The sequence below is a fragment of the Sphingomonas alba genome (genome assembly GCF_023516555.1).
Lineage (GTDB): Bacteria > Pseudomonadota > Alphaproteobacteria > Sphingomonadales > Sphingomonadaceae > Sphingomicrobium > Sphingomicrobium album.
Genome location: NZ_JAMGBD010000001.1, coordinates 84707 through 101862, shown reverse-complemented (window position 1 = coordinate 101862; position 17156 = coordinate 84707). Strand labels below are relative to the sequence as shown.

Here is a 17156-nt window from a genome sequence, read left to right as displayed (position 1 = left end):
GAACCCGAAAAGCCGTCAGACTGCCGTAACGACCAACTCTGCCTTTTGGCCGGCTTCAGCCTCTCGCTGCTTACCGAGATAGGCATGAATGGCCGCGACGCATTGCGCTCCGTCACCCACGGCCGCGGCGACCCTTTTGACCGAGCCAGAGCGAACGTCGCCGACCGCGAAGACGCCATCGCGGCTTGTTTCGAGCGGGAAGCGGCCCTCCTCTCCCGCAAGCAGGAAGCCACGGTTGTCCAGCTTGAGGCCCGATGCCGCCAGCCAGTCGGTGTTGGGTTCGGCGCCGATGAAGGAGAACAGGCGCCGCATCTCGTGCCAATTCACCTCGCCGGTCTTGCGATCGCGGAGGAGCACGGCCTGGAGCGCGCCCTGCTCACCCTTCAACTCAGCGACTTCCGCGCCGATGACGATGGTCACGTTGGATAGGCCTTCGATCCGCTCGACCAGATATTGCGACATGGTGTCGCGCAAAGGGCGGCGGGCGATGAGCGTCACGCTCCGGGCATGCTCCGCAAGATAGACGCACGCTTGCCCAGCGGAATTGCCGCCGCCGACGAGGCCGACATCCTCGTTCTTGCAGAGGTCCGCTTCGAGCGGCGACGCCCAATAATGGACCGAGGCGCCCTCGAAATCCTCAAGACCTTCGACCTCCAGCCGGCGGTATCGCGCGCCGGTAGCAATCACGATCGACCGAGCCTGGATGCGCTCACCCGTGGCAAGATCGATGCGGCACGGGTCATTGCCGCATTCGAGCTTCACCGCTTCGTCGGGAATTGCCACCTCGACACCGAACTTCTGCGCCTGGTTGAAAGCACGGGCCATGAGCGCGATGCCGGAAATGCCGGTCGGGAAACCAAGGTAATTCTCGATCCGTGCCGATGCCCCCGCCTGGCCGCCGAAGGAGCGGCAATCGAGCATGAGCACGGACAGTCCCTCGGAAGCCGCATAGACTGCGGTCGCGAGGCCCGCAGGGCCGGACCCGATGATGACGACATCGAATAGGCGTGTCTCATCCAGCTGGTTGAGCAGGCCGACGCAGCGGGCGAGTTGGCCCTCGCTTGGATTGCGGAGGATCTTGCCGTTCGTGCACAACACGATCGGTAGCTCCTCCGGGGCAATCGAGAAGCGCTGTATCAGCGTCCGTCCGCATTGATCGTCTACCGGGTCGAGCCTTTGGTGCGGATGACCATTTCGGCGCAGGAAATTCGTGAGGCGGAGGACATCTGCATCGCCTTCCTCGCCAATGACGATCGGCCCCGCGCCGGTTTCGAGCAGGCCGACGCGGCGGAGGATCAGCGCGCGCATGATGCGCTCGCCCAGCGAGGCTTCAGCAATCAGCAAAGCGCGTAGGCGATCGGGCGCGATTGCCATGATCTCGGCATCGGTGACGGCGATTTCGTCGACTAAATATGGCCGCCCGGACAGCTGGGCGAGCTCGCCCATGAAATTGCCGCGCTTGTGCGTTACGATCACTCGCGTGTGACCTGCCTGGTCGCGCTGAGTTGCTTCGATCTCACCGCTGAGGACGAGGGCAAGGCCTGGACCCGTCTCGCCGACCCGCACAATCGCGTCGCCCGCCTTGTACGATTTGAGCTGACCGAAACGACAGAGGCGATCAATCTCTTCCGCCGTCAGCTTCGGGAACATCTGGTCGGAACGAGTGTCCAGAACAGACGCTTGCGGGATGTCACCCAATGGTCACCTCGGGAACTGGTTGCGCACGTGCACGGTGTGGCGATTGATATTCGATGCGGGACGAGATGGCGATGCGGTTCCACGCGTTGATCAGCGTCCCTGCCGTCGTGAGCCAGACGATCTCGTCTTCATTGAAATGGGGCTTCAGCCCATCAAAGGCCTCGTCCGACGCGCCGGTATCGGCGATCAAGGTGACTTCCTCGATCCATGCCAGGGCCGCACGCTCCTTCTCAGTGTAGCGCGAGGACTCCGGCCACGCGTCGAGCAGCGTCAGCCGCTCCGTCGTTTCGCCGTCACGCAAGGCCTCGTCCGTGTGCATGCCTATGCAATAGGCACAGCCGTTAATCTGCGATGCCCTGAGCTTGAGGAGATGGAGAAGCTTCGGGTCTAGCTTGGCGGCGACCAGCTCTTCGAGCTGCATCAGGTGGCGATAGACTTCCGGCGCCACCGCCGCGACGTTCATTCTGGGCTTGCCAGGCATTTCAATCTCCCCGGTCGAGGATGCCGGGCCGCCTCGAGGCGACCCGGCCATCCCGCTTACGCTTGAACGGTCGTCTCCAGGATCTGGACTTCCACCTTCTGCTCGTCCGGCTGGAACTCGCCGCGGATGAAATTGAGAATATCCGTGTTGATGAGGTCCGGATGCGTCCCGTGGCACCCGTGCGGAAGATCCTTGTAGGTCTTGAGCGTGCCATTCTTCAGCAGCTTGGCTGAAAGCGGCCCGGAATCCGCATAGGGGACGATCTGGTCGTCCTCGCTGTGGATTACGAGCACCGGTTGCTCGATCGACTTCAAATCCTCAGTGAAGTCGGTTTCCGAGAAGGCCTTGATGCACTCATAACCCGCCAACGCGCTGCCCATCATGCCCTGGCGCCACCAATTGTCGATGAGGCCTTGGCTAACCTTCGCTCCCGGCCGGTTGAAGCCGTAGAACGGCCCCGTCGGGATATCGAGGTAGAATTGCGCGCGATTGGCGGCCAGCGCCGCGCGGAAACCGTCGAACACTTCGATCGGCGTTCCGCCGGGGTTTGACTCCTTCTTCACCATTACTGGTGGGACGGCATCGAGCAGGACGGCCTTGGCGACCCTGCCCGGTTCAGCCCGAGCGGTGTAGTGGGCGACCTCGCCGCCACCAGTCGAGTGACCGACATGGATAGCATTCTTGAGGTCGAGAGCAGCGACCAGATCTTCAACGTCGGACGCATAGGTGTCCATTTCGTTGCCCGCGGGGGTCTGCTCGGAGCGGCCGTGACCGCGGCGATCATGGGCGACGACACGGAAACCCTTACCGAGGAAGAACAGCATCTGTGCATCCCAATCGTCGGCGCTGAGCGGCCAGCCGTGATGAAAATGGATCGGTTGCGCATCCTTGGGGCCCCAATCCTTGTAGAAGATCTGGGCTCCGTCTCTTGCAGTGATGAAGGGCATGGCTCTGCTCCGCATGCGGGGGTGCCGGCCAGCAGGACCGGCGCTGCGGTCTCATGAAGGCGCCGAAGGGCGAGCCGTACTTCCTCGCCCGAAATGCATCGACTCGGTCGCGAAACGAGACGGGCCTTACCAACAGTCCGTGACGGCGGCGAGACGCCGACTCAACGGCTCAACGCAAATGCACGTCGCCGGCCCGAATGAGCTGGATTTCGCCACCGACGTCAAGGCGGAGCGCGCCATCCGGCTCGATGCCCGCGAACGTGCCCGACACATAAGCGTCGCCATTCAAATGCACCTTTAGCGGCGTTCCGAGTGGATGGGCTCGGGCGAGCCAGGCGCGGGCGAATGCATCGGGTTCGGCTGAGCGCCAGGCGTCGAGCATTCGGGCGAAGCTGGCTGCGAGAAGCGGCGCAAAGGCTTTCGGCGCGACTGCTCCGCCAAGGTCGGCCGTCGCCCTGCCCTCGATCTGCGGTGCCATCGCGAGATTGACTCCGAAACCGGCGACGACGCGCTCGCCGGATCGCTCGAGCAAGATGCCCGCCAGCTTTGCGTCGCGAGACATGAGGTCGTTCGGCCACTTAAGCGCGAGATCGCGACCCTCTGCTGCAGTGTCGACGGCTTCGATCAGGGCGAGGCCGGCGGCCAATGCCAGCGACGGCGCTGGAGGATCTGAACTGCGCAGTCGGATCAGTGTCGAGCCGAAGAAATTGCCTTCGAGCGACTGCCACTCCCGCCCCTGCCGGCCCTTCCCCGCATCCTGCGCAAGTGCGACCAGCCAGTCGCCCTCGATGGCACCGATGTCGGCCAGCAGGTCGGAATTGGTCGAGCCAGTCCGCTCGACAATGCGGATGCGGCTCAGAAGAGGCTTCCAGCGGCGTTGTCGGCCAGGCGGCCAAGCGGACCGATCAGGAAATAGCCGACGGGGCTGATGACCAGCGCCGACAGGAAGATCAGGGCGGTTTCGAGCGGGGCACGAACCTTGCCATAGGGTTCAGCCGGCGCGTCGAAGAACATGATCTTGACGATCTTCAGGTAATAATAAGCGCCGATCACGGCACCGAGGATGCCGACGACCGCCAGCGGGTAGTAGCCGGCGCCAACCGCTGCCCAGAAAACCAGCAGCTTCGGCCAGAAGCCGAAGAAGGGCGGGATGCCGGCCAAGCTGAACATGAAGAAGGCGATCGCCCAGGCGAGAGCCGGGCGGGTCTGCGATAGGCCGGACAGTGAGGCGAGCGTTTCGACGGGCTGACCATCAGCGGTGCGCATGCGCAGAACGCAGAGGAACGCTCCGAGCGTCATGACGACATAGATCGCCATGTAGAACAGGATGGCCGAAGCACCGGTCGCAGTTCCGGCGGCGAGGCCGATCAGCGCGAAGCCGACATTGTTGATCGACGAGTAAGCCAGCAGCCGCTTGATGTTGGTCTGGCCGTAAGCCGCGATGGCGCCGAGGAAGATCGAAGCCAAAGCCGCGAAGATGACGATCTGGCGCCAGGCATCCGTCGCCGGAGCCATGGCTTCCAGGCAGACGCGGGTAGAGAGCAAGACTGCCGCTGCCTTCGGCGCCGACGCGAAAAAGGCGGTGACCGGCGTCGGTGCGCCTTCGTAGACGTCCGGAGTCCACATGTGGAAAGGCACTGCGCTGATCTTGAAGGCAAGGCCCGCGAGCGTGAACACCAGGCCGAAGAGGAGCCCGATCGACGGCGTCGCATCGCGCGCGAATGCTGCGGCGACACCGGCGAACCCGGTCGTGCCGGTGAAGCCGTAAAGCAGTGAAATGCCGTAAAGCAGGATGCCGGAGGCCAGAGCGCCGAGAACGAAATATTTGAGGCCCGCTTCCGCCGAGCGCTCGTCCGTGCGGCGGTAGGAGGCGAGGACGTAGCTGGCGAGGCTCGACAGTTCGAGGCCGACATAGAGCGTCATCAGGCTCGTCGAGGAGACCATCACCGCCATGCCGACCGAGGCAAAGAGGATGAGCACTGGATATTCGGCGCCGTGCTCGGAGCCGCGCTCAAACCAGCCATGGGCGGCAACGATGGCCACCGCCGCGGACACGAAGCAGATGAGTTTGCCGAAGGCGCCGAAGCCGTCGGCGACGATCAGGCCGCCGAACAAGGCGCCGGCACTCTGCGGCTGTCCGAGCAGCGCGAAACAGGCCGCGATCAGGGCCGCGACCGAAGCCCAGGTCGTGACAGGGGTCATGCGGCGGCCGAGCGCCGCAACCATCATCAGCACAATGGCGCTGACGGTCAGGATCAGTTCGGGAAGGATGGCAGCCAGGTTCATTAGTGCGCCGCCCCTTCATGCGCGGTTGCGGCCGCTGGCTTGCCGGCGGTGAGCAGCGCATCGCCTGGCGGCGTAGCGCGCTCGACGCGTTCCAGCAGGCGGCCGATGTCGGCGCGCATCGGCTTCAGAAAGCTCTCTGGATAGATGCCCATCCAGAAGACGGATGCCGCAATCGGACCGAGCAACCACCATTCGCGGGCGCTGAGGTCGGGCATCGCGGCCGCGTCGGCGTGAACCAGCTTGCCGTAGCAAATGCGCCAGTAGAGGTAGAGCATGTAGGCGGCGCCAAGGATGATGCCGGTAGTGGCGACGATCGCCGCCCAGCTCGACACCTTGTAGGTGCCGACCAACGCCAGGAACTCGCCGACGAAATTGCTGGTGCCCGGCAGGCCGACGCTGGCCATGGTGAAAACCATGAACAGCAAGGCATAGGCCGGCATATTGTCGGAAAGGCCGCCGTAGCGCGCGATCTCGCGGGTGTGCAGGCGGTCGTAGATGACGCCGACGCAGAGGAAGAGCGCGCCCGACACAAGGCCGTGGCCGAGCATGACCATCATCGCGCCTTCGAGGCCCTGCCGGTTGAAGGCGAACAGGCCGAAGGTCACGAATGCCATGTGCGCGACGGACGAGTAAGCTATCAGCTTCTTCATGTCGCGCTGCGCCAAAGCGACGAGCGAGGTGTAGACCACCGCGACACCGCTCAGGATGAAGACGAGCGGGATGTAATATTCGGACGCTTCAGGGAACATCGGCAGCGAGAAGCGGATGAAGCCGTAGCCGCCCATCTTCAGCAACACGCCGGCCAGGATGACCGAGCCCGCGGTCGGCGCCTGGACGTGCGCATCGGGAAGCCAGGTGTGGACCGGCCACATCGGCATCTTCACCGCGAAGCTGGCGAAGAAGGCGAGCCATAGCCATTTCTGCGCGTCGAACGGGAAGTCGTAGGCCATCAGCTTCGGGATCGAGGTCGTCCCCGCCGTGCTGACCATGTAGATCATGGCGATCAGCATCAGCACCGAGCCGAAGAAGGTGTAGAGGAAGAACTTGTAGCTGGCCTTGATCCGCTCCGCGCCGCCCCAGATGCCAATGATCAGGAACATCGGGATGAGGCCGCCCTCGAAGAAGATGTAGAACAGCATCAGGTCCTGCGCACAGAAGACGCCGAGCATCAGCGCCTCCATCAGCAGGAAGGCGGCCATATATTCGGGCACCCGCTTCTCGATCGCGACCCAGCTGGCGCCGATGCAGATCGGCATCAGGAAGACCGACAGGATGATCAGCATCAAGGCGATGCCGTCGATGCCCAGAGCCCATGACGGAGTGATGCCGCCGGCGCCGAACTTCACAAGCTCGGTGAATTGCCATTGCGCACCTGACGGATCGAAAGCCGTCCAGAGGTAGATGCCTATGGCGAGGTCGATCAGGGTGGCGATGAGTGCGATCCAGCGCGCGCTGCTCGCGTTGACGAACAGGCAGAGCGCGCCGGCGATCAGCGGCACCGCGATCAAAATGGTCAGGATCGGCAGGCCCATCAACGCACCCACCAGAAGACCCAGCTCGCCGCGCCGATCAGGCCGAGCAACATGACCAACGCGTAGCTGTAGACATAGCCCGACTGCAGGCGGGTCGTGAGCTTGTTGCCGACACCGACGGCCACGGCCGCGCCGTGCGGGCCGAAGCGGTCGATCGTTCCCTCGTCGCCCTTCTTCCAGAGAAGATTGCCGAGCCACATGGCCGGACGGACGAAGATGGCGTCATAGAGCTCGTCGAAATACCATTTGTGGATCAAGAACCGGTGCAGGCTCGGGAATTGCGCGACGAAGGCCGCCGGCGCATCGGGCTTGGCGATGTAGTTGCGGTAGGCGATGGCGAGGCCGATCAGCATCACGGCCAGCGGCGTGTAAGTCACCCAGAAGGGAACTTCGTGGCTGGCATGGGCGAGATGCTCGCTGAACGCGACGCTGCCGCGCCAGAAGCCCTCACCGCCTTCAGCACCGACGAAATATTCGTGGAAGATCTGGCCGGCGAATACCGCACCGAGTGACAGCAGGACCAAAGGCACGAGGATCGTCCACGGGCTTTCGTGCGGGTGATAGCCGGCAGTGCCGGTCTTGGCGTGCACCTCGTGATCGTGGGCGCTGTCGTGGTCGGACGCCATCTCGCTCTGCTCTTCATGAACGTGGTGGACCGCGTGCTGGATATGCTCGCTGCCCGCCCAGCGCGGCTTGCCGAAAAAGGTCAGGAAGATGAGCCGCCAGCTGTAGAAGCTGGTCAGCAGCGCGGCGAACGCGCCGAGGTAGAAGGCGACGGTGCCGTGAACCGAACCGCTGGCGAAACTGGATTCGAGGATCGCGTCCTTCGACCAGAAGCCGGCGAAACCGATCCCGAAAATGCCGACCCCGGTGATTGCCAGCGTGCCCGCGACCATCGCCCAGAAGGTGATCGGGATTTCCTTCCTTAGCGCGCCGTAGAACCGCATGTCCTGCTCATGGTGCATGGCATGGATGACCGAGCCTGCGCCGAGGAACAGCAGGGCCTTGAAGAAGGCGTGCGTGAAGAGGTGGAACATGGCCGCGCCGTAAGCGCCGACGCCCGCGGCGAAGAACATGTAGCCGAGCTGCGAGCAGGTCGAATAAGCGATGACCCGCTTGATGTCGTTCTGCACCGTTCCGACGGTTGCCGCGAACAAGCAGGTCGCCGCGCCGACATAGGTGACGACGGTCATCGCCGTGTGGCTAGTCTCGAACATCGGCGACAGGCGGCACACCATGAAGACGCCGGCGGTGACCATGGTTGCGGCATGGATGAGCGCGCTAACCGGGGTCGGGCCTTCCATCGCGTCCGGAAGCCAGGTGTGGAGGCCGAGTTGGGCCGACTTGCCGCAGGCGCCGACGAACAGCAGCAAGCAAAGCAGGGTCATGGTGTCGACCCGCATGCCGGCAAAACCGATGGTCGATCCGGCCATGCCGGGCGCGGCGGCCAGGATTGCCGGGATCGAGACGGTACCGAACACCAGGAACGTGCCGAAGATGCCGAGGCTGAAGCCGAAATCGCCGACGCGGTTGACGACGAACGCCTTCAGCGCCGCCGCATTGGCCGAGGGCTTATGGTACCAGAAGCCGATGAGCAGGTAGGAGGCGAGGCCGACGCCTTCCCAGCCGAAGAACATCTGCACCAAGCTGTCGGCGGTCACCAGCATCAACATCGCGAAGCTGAACAGCGACAAGTAAGCGAAGAAGCGCGGCTGGCTGGGGTCTTCGGACATATAGCCCCAGCTGTAGAGGTGGACGAGCGACGAGACGGTCGTCACCACGACCAACATTACGGCCGTCAACGCGTCGACGCGCAGCGCCCAGTTCACATCGAGATCGCCTGACTGGATGAACTTAAGGACGTCGACGACCTGCGGCTGGGCATGCGCGCCGAGGAACTGGATGAAGATCGGCCAGGATAGGACCGCCCCGATCATCAGCGCGCCCGTCGTGACGACCTTTGAAGCAGTCTGGCCGATGACACGCCCACCGAGGCCCGCGATGATCGCCGCCAGCAAGGGCAGGAAGACGATGAGCTGGAGCTGGAGTTGCATGTCAGCCTCTCATCCGGTCGGCGTCGTCAACCGCGATCGAGCCGCGGCGGCGGAAGAAAATGACGAGGATCGCGAGGCCGATGGCCGCTTCTGCGGCGGCGACGGTCAGGACGAACATGGCGAAGACCTGGCCGGTCAGATCACCGAGGAAGGCGCTGAACGCGACGAGGTTGATGTTCACGGCGAGCAGGATCAGCTCGATCGCCATCAGCATCAGGATGATATTGCGGCGATTGAGGAAGATGCCGAGCACGCCGATCGTGAACAGGATCGCCGCCACGGTCAGGTAATGGTCGAGGCCGATCACAGCTTCACCCCCTGCCCCACGGCCGGCTGCTTGTTCTGGATGGCATCCTGCGGGCGGCGGTCGACCTGCTTCGAAATCTTCTGGCCGCGAACGTCACCGCGGCTGCGGTGCGTCAGGACGATGGCGCCGATCATCGCGACGAGCAGGATCAGGCCGGCGATTTCGAACGGGAACAGGAAGCGGCTGTACATCGCCTCGCCGAGCGCGACGATGTTCGGCTGGGCGGCTTCGGGCGGCTTGTCGGCGATGATCGAGCCAGCGCCGCGCGCATTGGCGGCGACGATGATCTCCGCCAGCAATACCAGCGCGATCAAGAGGCCGAACGGCAGGTTCCTGGTGAAGCCGGAGCGCAGCTGGGCGAAGTCGATGTCGAGCATCATGACGACGAACAGGAACAGCACTGCGACCGCGCCGACATAGACGATGACCAAAAGCAGGGCGATGAACTCCGCCCCCGTCATCAACATCAGGCCCGACGCGCTGAAGAAGGACACGATCAGCCAGAGCACGCTGTGCACCGGGTTGCGGGCGAAAATGACGAGCACCGCCGAGGCGATGGTCATGGCCGCGAAGAGGTAGAAGGAGATGACTGCGATCATGGGATGCGGGGCGCCTAGCGATACGCCGCATCGGCGGCAAGGGAAGCGGCAATTGCCTGTTCCCAGCGGTCGCCGTTGGCCAGCAGTTTCGCCTTGTCGTAGAGCAATTCCTCCCGCGTTTCGGTCGCGAATTCCAGGTTCGGCCCTTCGACGATGGCGTCGACCGGGCAGGCTTCCTGGCACAGGCCGCAATAGATGCACTTCACCATGTCGATGTCGTAGCGCGTGGTGCGGCGCGACCCGTCCTCGCGCGGCTCCGCCTCGATGGTGATGGCCTGCGCCGGGCAGATGGCTTCGCACAGCTTGCAGGCGATGCAGCGCTCTTCACCGTTCGGATAACGGCGGAGCGCATGCTCACCGCGGAAGCGGGGCGAGGTCGGCGCCTTCTCGAACGGGTAATTGATGGTCGCCTTGGGCTTGAAGAAATACTTCAAGGTCAGCGCATGCGCCTTGACGAATTCCCACAGGGTGAAGGCCTTGATTGTGCGCGCGATCATGCGGCGGCTCCATAGCGCCAGAACATCAGCCAGCCCGAGATGAGGACAACGAACAGCAGGCTGAGCGGCAGGAAGATCTTCCAGCCGAGCCGCATCAGCTGGTCGTAGCGGTACCTCGGTACGGTCGCCTTCACCCAGCTGAAGCAGAAGAAGAAGAAGCCCATCTTGAGGAACAGCCAGAGGATGCCCGGGATCCAGTAGAGGAAGCCGATGTCGAGTGGCGGCAGGAACCCGCCCCAGAAGAGGATGGCGTTCAGCGCGCACATCAGGATGACGTTGCCATATTCGCCGAGCCAGAAGAGCGCGAAGCTCATCGACGAATATTCGGTCTGGTGGCCGGCGACGAGCTCGCTCTCCGCCTCGACCAGGTCGAACGGCGTGCGGAAGGTTTCGGCCATCGAGCTGATGAAGAAGACCACCGCCATCGGGAACAGCAGGGGGTTGAACCCGTAGCCGCTGAAAATGCCGAGGACATTGCCCTTCTGGGCCATGACGATGTCGGTCAGGTTGAAGCTGTTGGCGTAGAGAACGACGCAGATCAGGACGAAGCCGATTGAGACTTCGTAACTGACCATCTGCGCGGCCGCGCGAATGGCAGCGAAGAACGGGTATTTGGAGTTGGACGACCAGCCGGCGAGGATGACGCCGTAAACGCCGAGCGACGACGCCGCGAGGACATAGAGCATGCCGACGTTGATGTCGGCGAGGACGACGCCGATGTCGAACGGCACCACCGCCCAGACGATCAGCGCCACCGTGAAAGTGATGATCGGTGCGATCAGGAACATCGCCTTGTTGGCGCTGCTCGGGATGATGGTTTCCTTGAGGAAGACCTTCAGGCCGTCGGCGAAGCTTTGCAGCAAACCCCACGGCCCGACGACATTGGGGCCGCGACGCAACGCGATGGCTGCCCAGATCTTGCGGTCGGCATAGATGATCATCGCCACCGCCAGCATCAGCGGCAAAGCGATGACGAGGATGCCAATGAGCATGGAGAAGAACCACGCCCATTCGTGAGTTGCGCCCCAGGACTGGAAGAGCGCCGTCATTCGGCGGCCTCCAGGAATGACTGACCGTGCACCAGCTCTTCAGAGCAACGCTGCATGGTCGGGCTGGCGCGGCAGATGGCGTTGGTCAGGTAGAAGTCCTTGATCGCGTAACCGACCGGACCTTCCGCCTTGGCGTCGAGCTTCGGGGCGCTCCACTTCCAGTCGATGACGCCGTCGGTGCCCAGTTCGGGATGATCGGCGACCATCGCGGCGCGCAACTGGTCAAAGCGGTCGAACGGCAGCGGCTTGCCGGTGAGGTCGGAAACGGCGCGGAAGATCGTCCAGTCCTCGCGGGCGTCGCCCGGCGGGAAGGTGGCGCGCTCGCCGCGCTGCACCCGGCCCTCGATATTGACGTAGGTGCCGTGCTTCTCGCTCCAGGCGGCGGCCGGGAGGACGAGATCGGCCTGCTTGGCGCCCTTGTCGCCATGGTGGCCGACATAGACTTTGAAAGCCTTGTCGAACTTGCCGTCCGGAACCTCATCGGCACCGAGCAGCAGGACGAGCTCGGGCTTGGCGGCCTCGATATCGGCGATGCCGCCCTTCTGGGCGTAGCCGAGGATCAGGCCAGCCATGCGCGCCGCCGAAATATGCAGCGTATTGAAGCCGTTCCACCCGGTCTTGATGAACGGACCTGAGGCCTTCAGCGCCGCCCCGAGTGCCCCTTTGCCCAGGGCGCCGGGGCCGACGATCATCACCGGCCGCTCGGCCTTGGCGATGGCGTCGGCGGCCTCCTTCGGCAGTTTGCCGATCAGCTTCAGATCGTCGCCGAGCCAGGTGACCGGGAAGGCGAGGTCGGCGACCGGGCCGATGGCGAAGACCTTGGCGCCCTTGCGCGCCGCCTTGCGGAGGCGCGTGTTGACCAGCGGCGCTTCCCAGCGCGGGTTGGAGCCCACCAGCAGGATCGCATCGGCATTTTCCAGGTCGGCGATCGGCGTGTTGAAGCGCAATGCCGACAGGCTGGAGACGTCATAGTCGAGGCCGGTCTGGCGACCTTCGAGCAATTTAGACCCCTGCCCCGCCAGCAGCTTCTTGGCCGCATACATGGTCTCGGCGTCGAGCAGGTCGCCGGCGATGGCCGCGACCTTCTTGCCCGCCGATTTCAATTGCTTGGCAAAGGCTTCCAGCGCCTCGTTCCAGGTGGCGGCGCGGAGCTTGCCATTCTCGCGAATCCACGGCCGGTCGAGCCGGTTACGGACGAGCGCGTCGACGTGGTGCCGAGTCTTGTCGTGGATCCACTCCTCGTTCACCGCGTCATTGGTGCGCGGCAGGATGCGCATCACCTGGCGCTGGCGAACGTCGAGACGGATGTTGGAACCGACCGCATCCATGACGTCGATCGCGGGCACCTTGCGGAGCTCCCATGGGCGGCTCTCGAAGCTCTGCGGCCGCTGCAGCAAGGCGCCGACCGGGCAGATGTCGGCGAGGTTGCCCGAAAGCTCGCTGGTCAAAGCGCGCTCCAGGTAGCTCGTGATCTGGCTGTCCTCGCCACGGTACAGCATGCCGATTTCCGGCGTGCCGGCGACTTCGTCGGCGAAGCGGATGCAGCGCGTGCACTGGATGCAGCGGGTCATCGAGGTCTTGATGACCGGGCCCATATATTTGTCTTCGACCGCGCGCTTGTTCTCGTCGTAGCGGGAATAGCTGCGGCCATAGGCCATGGCCTGGTCCTGCAGGTCGCACTCGCCGCCCTGGTCGCAGATCGGGCAATCGAGCGGGTGGTTGATGAGCAGGAACTCCATCACCCCTTCGCGTGCCTTCTTGACCATGGCCGTGTCGGTCTTGATCGTCTGGCCGTCGGCGGCCGGCAGCGCGCAGCTCGCCTGCGGCTTGGGCGGCCCCGGCGCGACCTCGACCAGGCACATGCGGCAATTGCCGGCGATGCTCAGCCGCTCGTGGTAGCAGAAGCGCGGGATTTCCTTCCCCGCCAGTTCGCAAGCCTGGAGGACGGTCGCGCCCTGCGGGACCTCGATCTCGACGCCGTCGACGGTGACTTTAGGCATTATTCGGCTGCCTCGAGAGTTTCATTGCCACGCTCCGCGATGCGGCGCTCGAGTTCGGGGCGGAAGTGGCGGATCAGGCCCTGGATCGGCCAGGCGGCGGCGTCGCCCAATGCGCAGATCGTGTGGCCTTCGACTTGCTTGGTAACGTCGAGCAGGCGATCGATCGTCGCGGACGTCGCATCGCCTTCGCGGAGGCGCTCCATGGTGCGCCACATCCAGCCGGTGCCTTCGCGGCACGGCGTGCACTGGCCGCAGCTCTCGTGCTTGTAGAAATACGAAATGCGGCTGATCGCGCGGACGATGTCGGTCGACTTGTCCATGACGATGACGGCGGCGGTGCCGAGGCCGGAGCCGAGCTCCTTCAAGCCGTCGAAGTCCATCGGCGCGTCCATGATTTGCGCCGCCGGAACCAGCGGTACCGAGGAGCCGCCGGGGATGACGGCGAGGAGGTTGTCCCATCCGCCGCGGATGCCGCCGGCGTGGATGTCGATGAGCTCGCGGAAGCTGATCGACATGCTCTCTTCAACGACGCACGGCTTGTTCACGTGGCCGCTGATCTGGAAGAGCTTGGTACCCTCGTTCTTCTCGCGCCCGAAGCCGGCGAACCAGGCCGCGCCACGGCGCAGGATGGTCGGGACGACGGCGATACTCTCGACATTGTTGACTGTGGTCGGGCAGCCATAGAGGCCGGCGCCGGCCGGGAACGGCGGCTTCAGGCGCGGCTTGCCCTGCTTGCCCTCCAGGCTTTCGAGCATCGCCGTCTCTTCGCCGCAGATATAAGCGCCGGCGCCGCGGTGGACGAAGAGGTCGAAGTCGTAGCCGGAACCGGCCGCGTTCTTGCCGAGTAGGCCGGCGGAATAGGCCTCGGCGACCGCTTTCTCGAGCGCCTGAGTCTCGCGGATGAACTCGCCGCGCACATAAATGTAGCCGGCGCGGGCGCGCATGGCGAAACCGGCGATCAGCGCGCCTTCGACCAATTTGTGCGGGTCGTGGCGCAGGATCTCGCGATCCTTGCAGCTTCCCGGTTCGGACTCGTCGGCGTTGATGACCAGGAAGTTTGGTTTGCCGGGCTTGGGCTCCCTGGGCATAAAGCTCCACTTGAGGCCCGTCGGGAAACCGGCGCCGCCGCGGCCGCGAAGCCCGGACGCCTTGATGATCTCGATGATCTGGTCCTGGCCGATCTTCATCAAATCGGCGGTCTTGTCCCAATCGCCGCGCGCTTGCGCCGCCTTCAGGTCTGCCGACTGATAGCCGTAGACGTTGGTGAAGATGCGATCCTTGTCGCTGAGGGGCGTGACGCTACCCATTGCGCGGCCCCTCCAGAAGCTTGACGCCGCCATAGACAACGAGCCCGGCAACTGCGAGGCCGACCAGCAGGCCGAGGATTGCGCCGATGATCTTGATGGCGATGAGGATGATGATGATCGCCACGACGGCTTTGAGGATGTCCTTCATCGGGCAGCCTCCCCAAGCATCCGCTCGTGCTGAGCGAAGTCGAAGCGCGCTGCACGGCCGTCGAGCATGCGCCCTTCGACAAGCTCAGGACGAACGGATTGCTGGGGGCAATCCGAGAGGCCGAGCTCAGGACGAGCGAGGTTATGGCTCTGCATGCTGGTCACCACTGCCCCCGATAGTCGTAATTGCGCTCGGCCATTTTCTTGAGCGTGGTCGGGCCGCCTTCGGGGGCGCTGGTCTGGCGCTCGATCTGCGGGCCGGGTTTGGGCTGTTTGCCCTCGGCCAGCGCGTCGAGGATCGCGCCCATGCTCGCCTCGGTCAGGTCCTCGAAATTGTCGTCGTTGATCTGGACCATTGGCGCATTGGCGCAGACGCCGAGGCACTCGACCTCGGTCAAAGTGAAGAGGCCGTCCTTGGTCGTGTGGCCCTTCTTGAGGCCGCGCTTGTAACAGGCGGACAGCACGTCGTCCGAACCGCGCAGCATGCAGGGCGTCGTGCCGCACACCTGGACGTGGAATTTCCCGACCGGAGCCAGGTTGAACATCGTGTAGAAAGTCGCGACCTCGGTCACCGCGACCGGCGGCATCTTCAGTTCGCGGGCGATGAATTCCTGCACCGGAATCGGCAGCCAGCCCTGCGTGCCCGTCTCTTCGCCAACCTGGCGCTGGGCGAGGTCGAGCAGGGGGATGACTGCCGACTGCTGGCGGCCTTCCGGATATTTGGCGATGGCCGCGGCGGCCGCCTTGGCGTTCGCCTCGGTCCAGGCGAAACCGCCCCAGCGCTCGCGCAGCTCCGGCGTGTCGGGATGGAGGAGGCGCTCAGCCATTCTGGCTGTCCCTAACAAATTCAGTTTTGGTGGCTTTAGAAGCGAGCCAACGGGATGCCAGACTCGCAATAACCAAGACTAGACCACCGTCACGCATATCGTCCGCAATCGCGTCTACCCCCGCATCGCGCAACATGAAGACGGCGAGCATCAACCCGGCTGCCATGCCGATGAGCCAATCCGGCAAGCTTCGAAGGATCGCCTTCACCGATCACACTCCCCGAAGACGACGTCGATGGCGGAGAGGACGGCGGTGGTGTCGGCCAGCATGTGGCCCTTCATCATGAAATCCATGGCCTGCAGATGCGAGAAAGCGGTCGGGCGGATCTTGCAGCGGTAGGGCTTGTTGGTGCCGTCGGCGACGAGATAGACGCCGAACTCGCCCTTGGGGCTTTCCGTCGCGACGTAAACCTCGCCGGCGGGCACGTGATAGCCCTCGGTGTAAAGCTTGAAGTGGTGGATCAGCGCTTCCATCGACTGCTTCATCTCGCCGCGCGAAGGCGGGAAGACCTTGCGGTCGAGCGTGCCGATCGGGCCTGACGGCATTTCCTTCAGGCACTGGCGCATGATCTTCGCCGACTGCCGAACCTCTTCGACGCGGACCATGAAGCGGTCGTAGCAATCGCCCTTGGTGCCGACCGGGATGTCGAAATCCATCCGGTCATAGACTTCGTACGGCTGCGAGCGGCGGATGTCCCACGGCACGCCCGCGGCGCGGATCATCGGGCCGGAGAAGCCCCAGGCGATGGCGTCTTCCCTGGTGACGGTGCCGATATCGACGTTGCGCTGCTTGAAGATGCGGTTGTCGGCGACGAGGCTGATCGCGTCCTCGACCAGGTGCAGGCGGTTGTCGAGCCAGTCGCCCATGTCTGCCAGCACCTTTTCCGGGATGTCCTGGTGGACACCGCCGACGCGGAAGTAATTGGCGTGCATGCGGGCGCCGGACACGCGTTCGTAGAAGACCAGAGTGTCTTCGCGGACTTCGAACAGCCACAGGTTCGGCGTCATGGCGCCAACGTCCATGATGTGGCTGCCGAGGTTCAGCATGTGGTTGGAGATGCGCGTCAGCTCCGCCATCAATGTGCGGATGTACTGGGCGCGGATCGGCACCTCGAGGCCCATCAGCTTTTCGACCGCGAGCACGTAGCTATGCTCCATGCACATCGGCGAGCAGTAATCGAGCCGGTCGAAGTAAGGCAGCGCCTGGGCGTAGGTCTTGTACTCGATCAGCTTTTCGGTGCCGCGATGGAGCAGGCCGACATGCGGGTCGACGCGCTCGACGATCTCGCCGTCCAGTTCCATGATCAGGCGCAGCACGCCGTGGGCGGCCGGGTGCTGCGGGCCGAAGTTGATCGTGTAGTTGCTGACCGTCTGGTCGCCAGCGGTTGGCTTGTCGCCCGGCGCGCCGCCGACCATGACATCGAG

General features: G+C 64.0%; 18 protein-coding genes. All 18 read right to left on the bottom strand.

What is annotated here, in order from left to right; translation table 11 throughout:
• Positions 1-15: 15 nt before the first annotated feature.
• Complete coding sequence (locus LZ536_RS00545) at positions 16-1698, bottom strand: FAD-dependent oxidoreductase (protein ID WP_249846365.1); 1683 nt, start codon at positions 1696-1698, stop codon at positions 16-18.
• Positions 1691-2179, bottom strand: coding sequence for a carboxymuconolactone decarboxylase family protein (locus LZ536_RS00540; protein ID WP_249846364.1), 489 nt, complete (start codon positions 2177-2179; stop codon positions 1691-1693). The genes LZ536_RS00545 and LZ536_RS00540 overlap by 8 nt, the downstream gene beginning before the upstream one ends.
• 56 nt (positions 2180-2235) lie before the next feature.
• Positions 2236-3126 (bottom strand): alpha/beta fold hydrolase, encoded by an 891-nt coding sequence (locus tag LZ536_RS00535; protein ID WP_249846363.1) that lies wholly within the window; start codon positions 3124-3126, stop codon positions 2236-2238.
• Between the two features lie 169 nt (positions 3127-3295).
• Positions 3296-3970 carry a biotin--[acetyl-CoA-carboxylase] ligase gene (locus LZ536_RS00530; protein WP_348538830.1) on the bottom strand — a complete coding sequence of 225 codons (675 nt, stop codon included), beginning with the start codon at positions 3968-3970 and terminating at the stop codon, positions 3296-3298.
• An 11-nt stretch (positions 3971-3981) separates the two neighbouring features.
• Complete coding sequence (gene nuoN / locus LZ536_RS00525; protein WP_249846362.1) at positions 3982-5412, bottom strand: NADH-quinone oxidoreductase subunit NuoN; 1431 nt, start codon at positions 5410-5412, stop codon at positions 3982-3984.
• A complete protein-coding gene (locus LZ536_RS00520) occupies positions 5412-6947 on the bottom strand; it encodes an NADH-quinone oxidoreductase subunit M (protein WP_249848513.1) in 1536 nt (511 codons plus the stop codon). Before LZ536_RS00520 ends, nuoN begins: the two co-directional genes overlap by 1 nt.
• Positions 6944-8998, bottom strand: coding sequence for an NADH-quinone oxidoreductase subunit L (nuoL, locus tag LZ536_RS00515; protein WP_249846361.1), 2055 nt, complete (start codon positions 8996-8998; stop codon positions 6944-6946). The genes LZ536_RS00520 and nuoL overlap by 4 nt, the downstream gene beginning before the upstream one ends.
• A 1-nt stretch (position 8999) precedes the next feature.
• The gene (gene nuoK / locus LZ536_RS00510) at positions 9000-9305 is read right to left on the bottom strand and encodes an NADH-quinone oxidoreductase subunit NuoK (RefSeq protein ID WP_249846360.1); all 306 of its coding nucleotides are present in this window, start codon (positions 9303-9305) and stop codon (positions 9000-9002) included.
• Positions 9302-9904: an NADH-quinone oxidoreductase subunit J gene (locus tag LZ536_RS00505; protein WP_249846359.1), complete on the bottom strand. Its 603-nt coding sequence runs from the start codon at positions 9902-9904 to the stop codon at positions 9302-9304. Before LZ536_RS00505 ends, nuoK begins: the two co-directional genes overlap by 4 nt.
• A 14-nt stretch (positions 9905-9918) precedes the next feature.
• The gene (gene nuoI, locus LZ536_RS00500) at positions 9919-10401 is read right to left on the bottom strand and encodes an NADH-quinone oxidoreductase subunit NuoI (RefSeq protein ID WP_249846358.1); all 483 of its coding nucleotides are present in this window, start codon (positions 10399-10401) and stop codon (positions 9919-9921) included.
• The gene (nuoH, locus tag LZ536_RS00495; protein ID WP_249846357.1) at positions 10398-11450 is read right to left on the bottom strand and encodes an NADH-quinone oxidoreductase subunit NuoH; all 1053 of its coding nucleotides are present in this window, start codon (positions 11448-11450) and stop codon (positions 10398-10400) included. The genes nuoI and nuoH overlap by 4 nt, the downstream gene beginning before the upstream one ends.
• The gene (nuoG, locus tag LZ536_RS00490; RefSeq protein WP_249846356.1) at positions 11447-13450 is read right to left on the bottom strand and encodes an NADH-quinone oxidoreductase subunit NuoG; all 2004 of its coding nucleotides are present in this window, start codon (positions 13448-13450) and stop codon (positions 11447-11449) included. The genes nuoH and nuoG overlap by 4 nt, the downstream gene beginning before the upstream one ends.
• Positions 13450-14757 carry an NADH-quinone oxidoreductase subunit NuoF gene (gene nuoF / locus LZ536_RS00485; protein ID WP_249846355.1) on the bottom strand — a complete coding sequence of 436 codons (1308 nt, stop codon included), beginning with the start codon at positions 14755-14757 and terminating at the stop codon, positions 13450-13452. Before nuoF ends, nuoG begins: the two co-directional genes overlap by 1 nt.
• Complete coding sequence (locus LZ536_RS00480; protein WP_249846354.1) at positions 14750-14905, bottom strand: hypothetical protein; 156 nt, start codon at positions 14903-14905, stop codon at positions 14750-14752. Before LZ536_RS00480 ends, nuoF begins: the two co-directional genes overlap by 8 nt.
• Positions 14902-15069, bottom strand: a complete 168-nt coding sequence (locus tag LZ536_RS00475) for a hypothetical protein (protein WP_249846353.1) — start codon at positions 15067-15069, stop codon at positions 14902-14904. The genes LZ536_RS00480 and LZ536_RS00475 overlap by 4 nt, the downstream gene beginning before the upstream one ends.
• Entirely contained in the window at positions 15066-15731 is a 666-nt protein-coding gene (locus LZ536_RS00470) for a complex I 24 kDa subunit family protein (protein WP_249846352.1), read from the bottom strand. The genes LZ536_RS00475 and LZ536_RS00470 overlap by 4 nt, the downstream gene beginning before the upstream one ends.
• Complete coding sequence (locus tag LZ536_RS00465; RefSeq protein ID WP_249846351.1) at positions 15724-15939, bottom strand: hypothetical protein; 216 nt, start codon at positions 15937-15939, stop codon at positions 15724-15726. Before LZ536_RS00465 ends, LZ536_RS00470 begins: the two co-directional genes overlap by 8 nt.
• Positions 15936-17147, bottom strand: coding sequence for an NADH-quinone oxidoreductase subunit D (locus LZ536_RS00460; RefSeq protein WP_249848512.1), 1212 nt, complete (start codon positions 17145-17147; stop codon positions 15936-15938). The genes LZ536_RS00465 and LZ536_RS00460 overlap by 4 nt, the downstream gene beginning before the upstream one ends.
• Between the last annotated feature and the right edge of the window lie 9 nt (positions 17148-17156).

Bases quoted from the DNA above. Each gene is read 5' to 3' on its own strand.
- LZ536_RS00535 (WP_249846363.1), bottom strand. From the start codon at position 3,126: ATGCCCTTCATCACTGCAAGAGACGGAGCCCAGATCTTCTACAAGGAT.
- LZ536_RS00480 (WP_249846354.1), bottom strand. From the start codon at position 14,905: ATGAAGGACATCCTCAAAGCCGTCGTGGCGATCATCATCATCCTCATC.
- nuoF (WP_249846355.1), bottom strand. From the start codon at position 14,757: ATGGGTAGCGTCACGCCCCTCAGCGACAAGGATCGCATCTTCACCAAC.
- LZ536_RS00470 (WP_249846352.1), bottom strand. From the start codon at position 15,731: ATGGCTGAGCGCCTCCTCCATCCCGACACGCCGGAGCTGCGCGAGCGC.
- LZ536_RS00460 (WP_249848512.1), bottom strand. From the start codon at position 17,147: ATGGTCGGCGGCGCGCCGGGCGACAAGCCAACCGCTGGCGACCAGACG.
- nuoH (WP_249846357.1), bottom strand. From the start codon at position 11,450: ATGACGGCGCTCTTCCAGTCCTGGGGCGCAACTCACGAATGGGCGTGG.
- LZ536_RS00540 (WP_249846364.1), bottom strand. From the start codon at position 2,179: ATGCCTGGCAAGCCCAGAATGAACGTCGCGGCGGTGGCGCCGGAAGTC.
- nuoN (WP_249846362.1), bottom strand. From the start codon at position 5,412: ATGAACCTGGCTGCCATCCTTCCCGAACTGATCCTGACCGTCAGCGCC.
- nuoL (WP_249846361.1), bottom strand. From the start codon at position 8,998: ATGCAACTCCAGCTCCAGCTCATCGTCTTCCTGCCCTTGCTGGCGGCG.
- nuoG (WP_249846356.1), bottom strand. From the start codon at position 13,450: ATGCCTAAAGTCACCGTCGACGGCGTCGAGATCGAGGTCCCGCAGGGC.
- LZ536_RS00505 (WP_249846359.1), bottom strand. From the start codon at position 9,904: ATGATCGCAGTCATCTCCTTCTACCTCTTCGCGGCCATGACCATCGCC.
- nuoI (WP_249846358.1), bottom strand. From the start codon at position 10,401: ATGATCGCGCGCACAATCAAGGCCTTCACCCTGTGGGAATTCGTCAAG.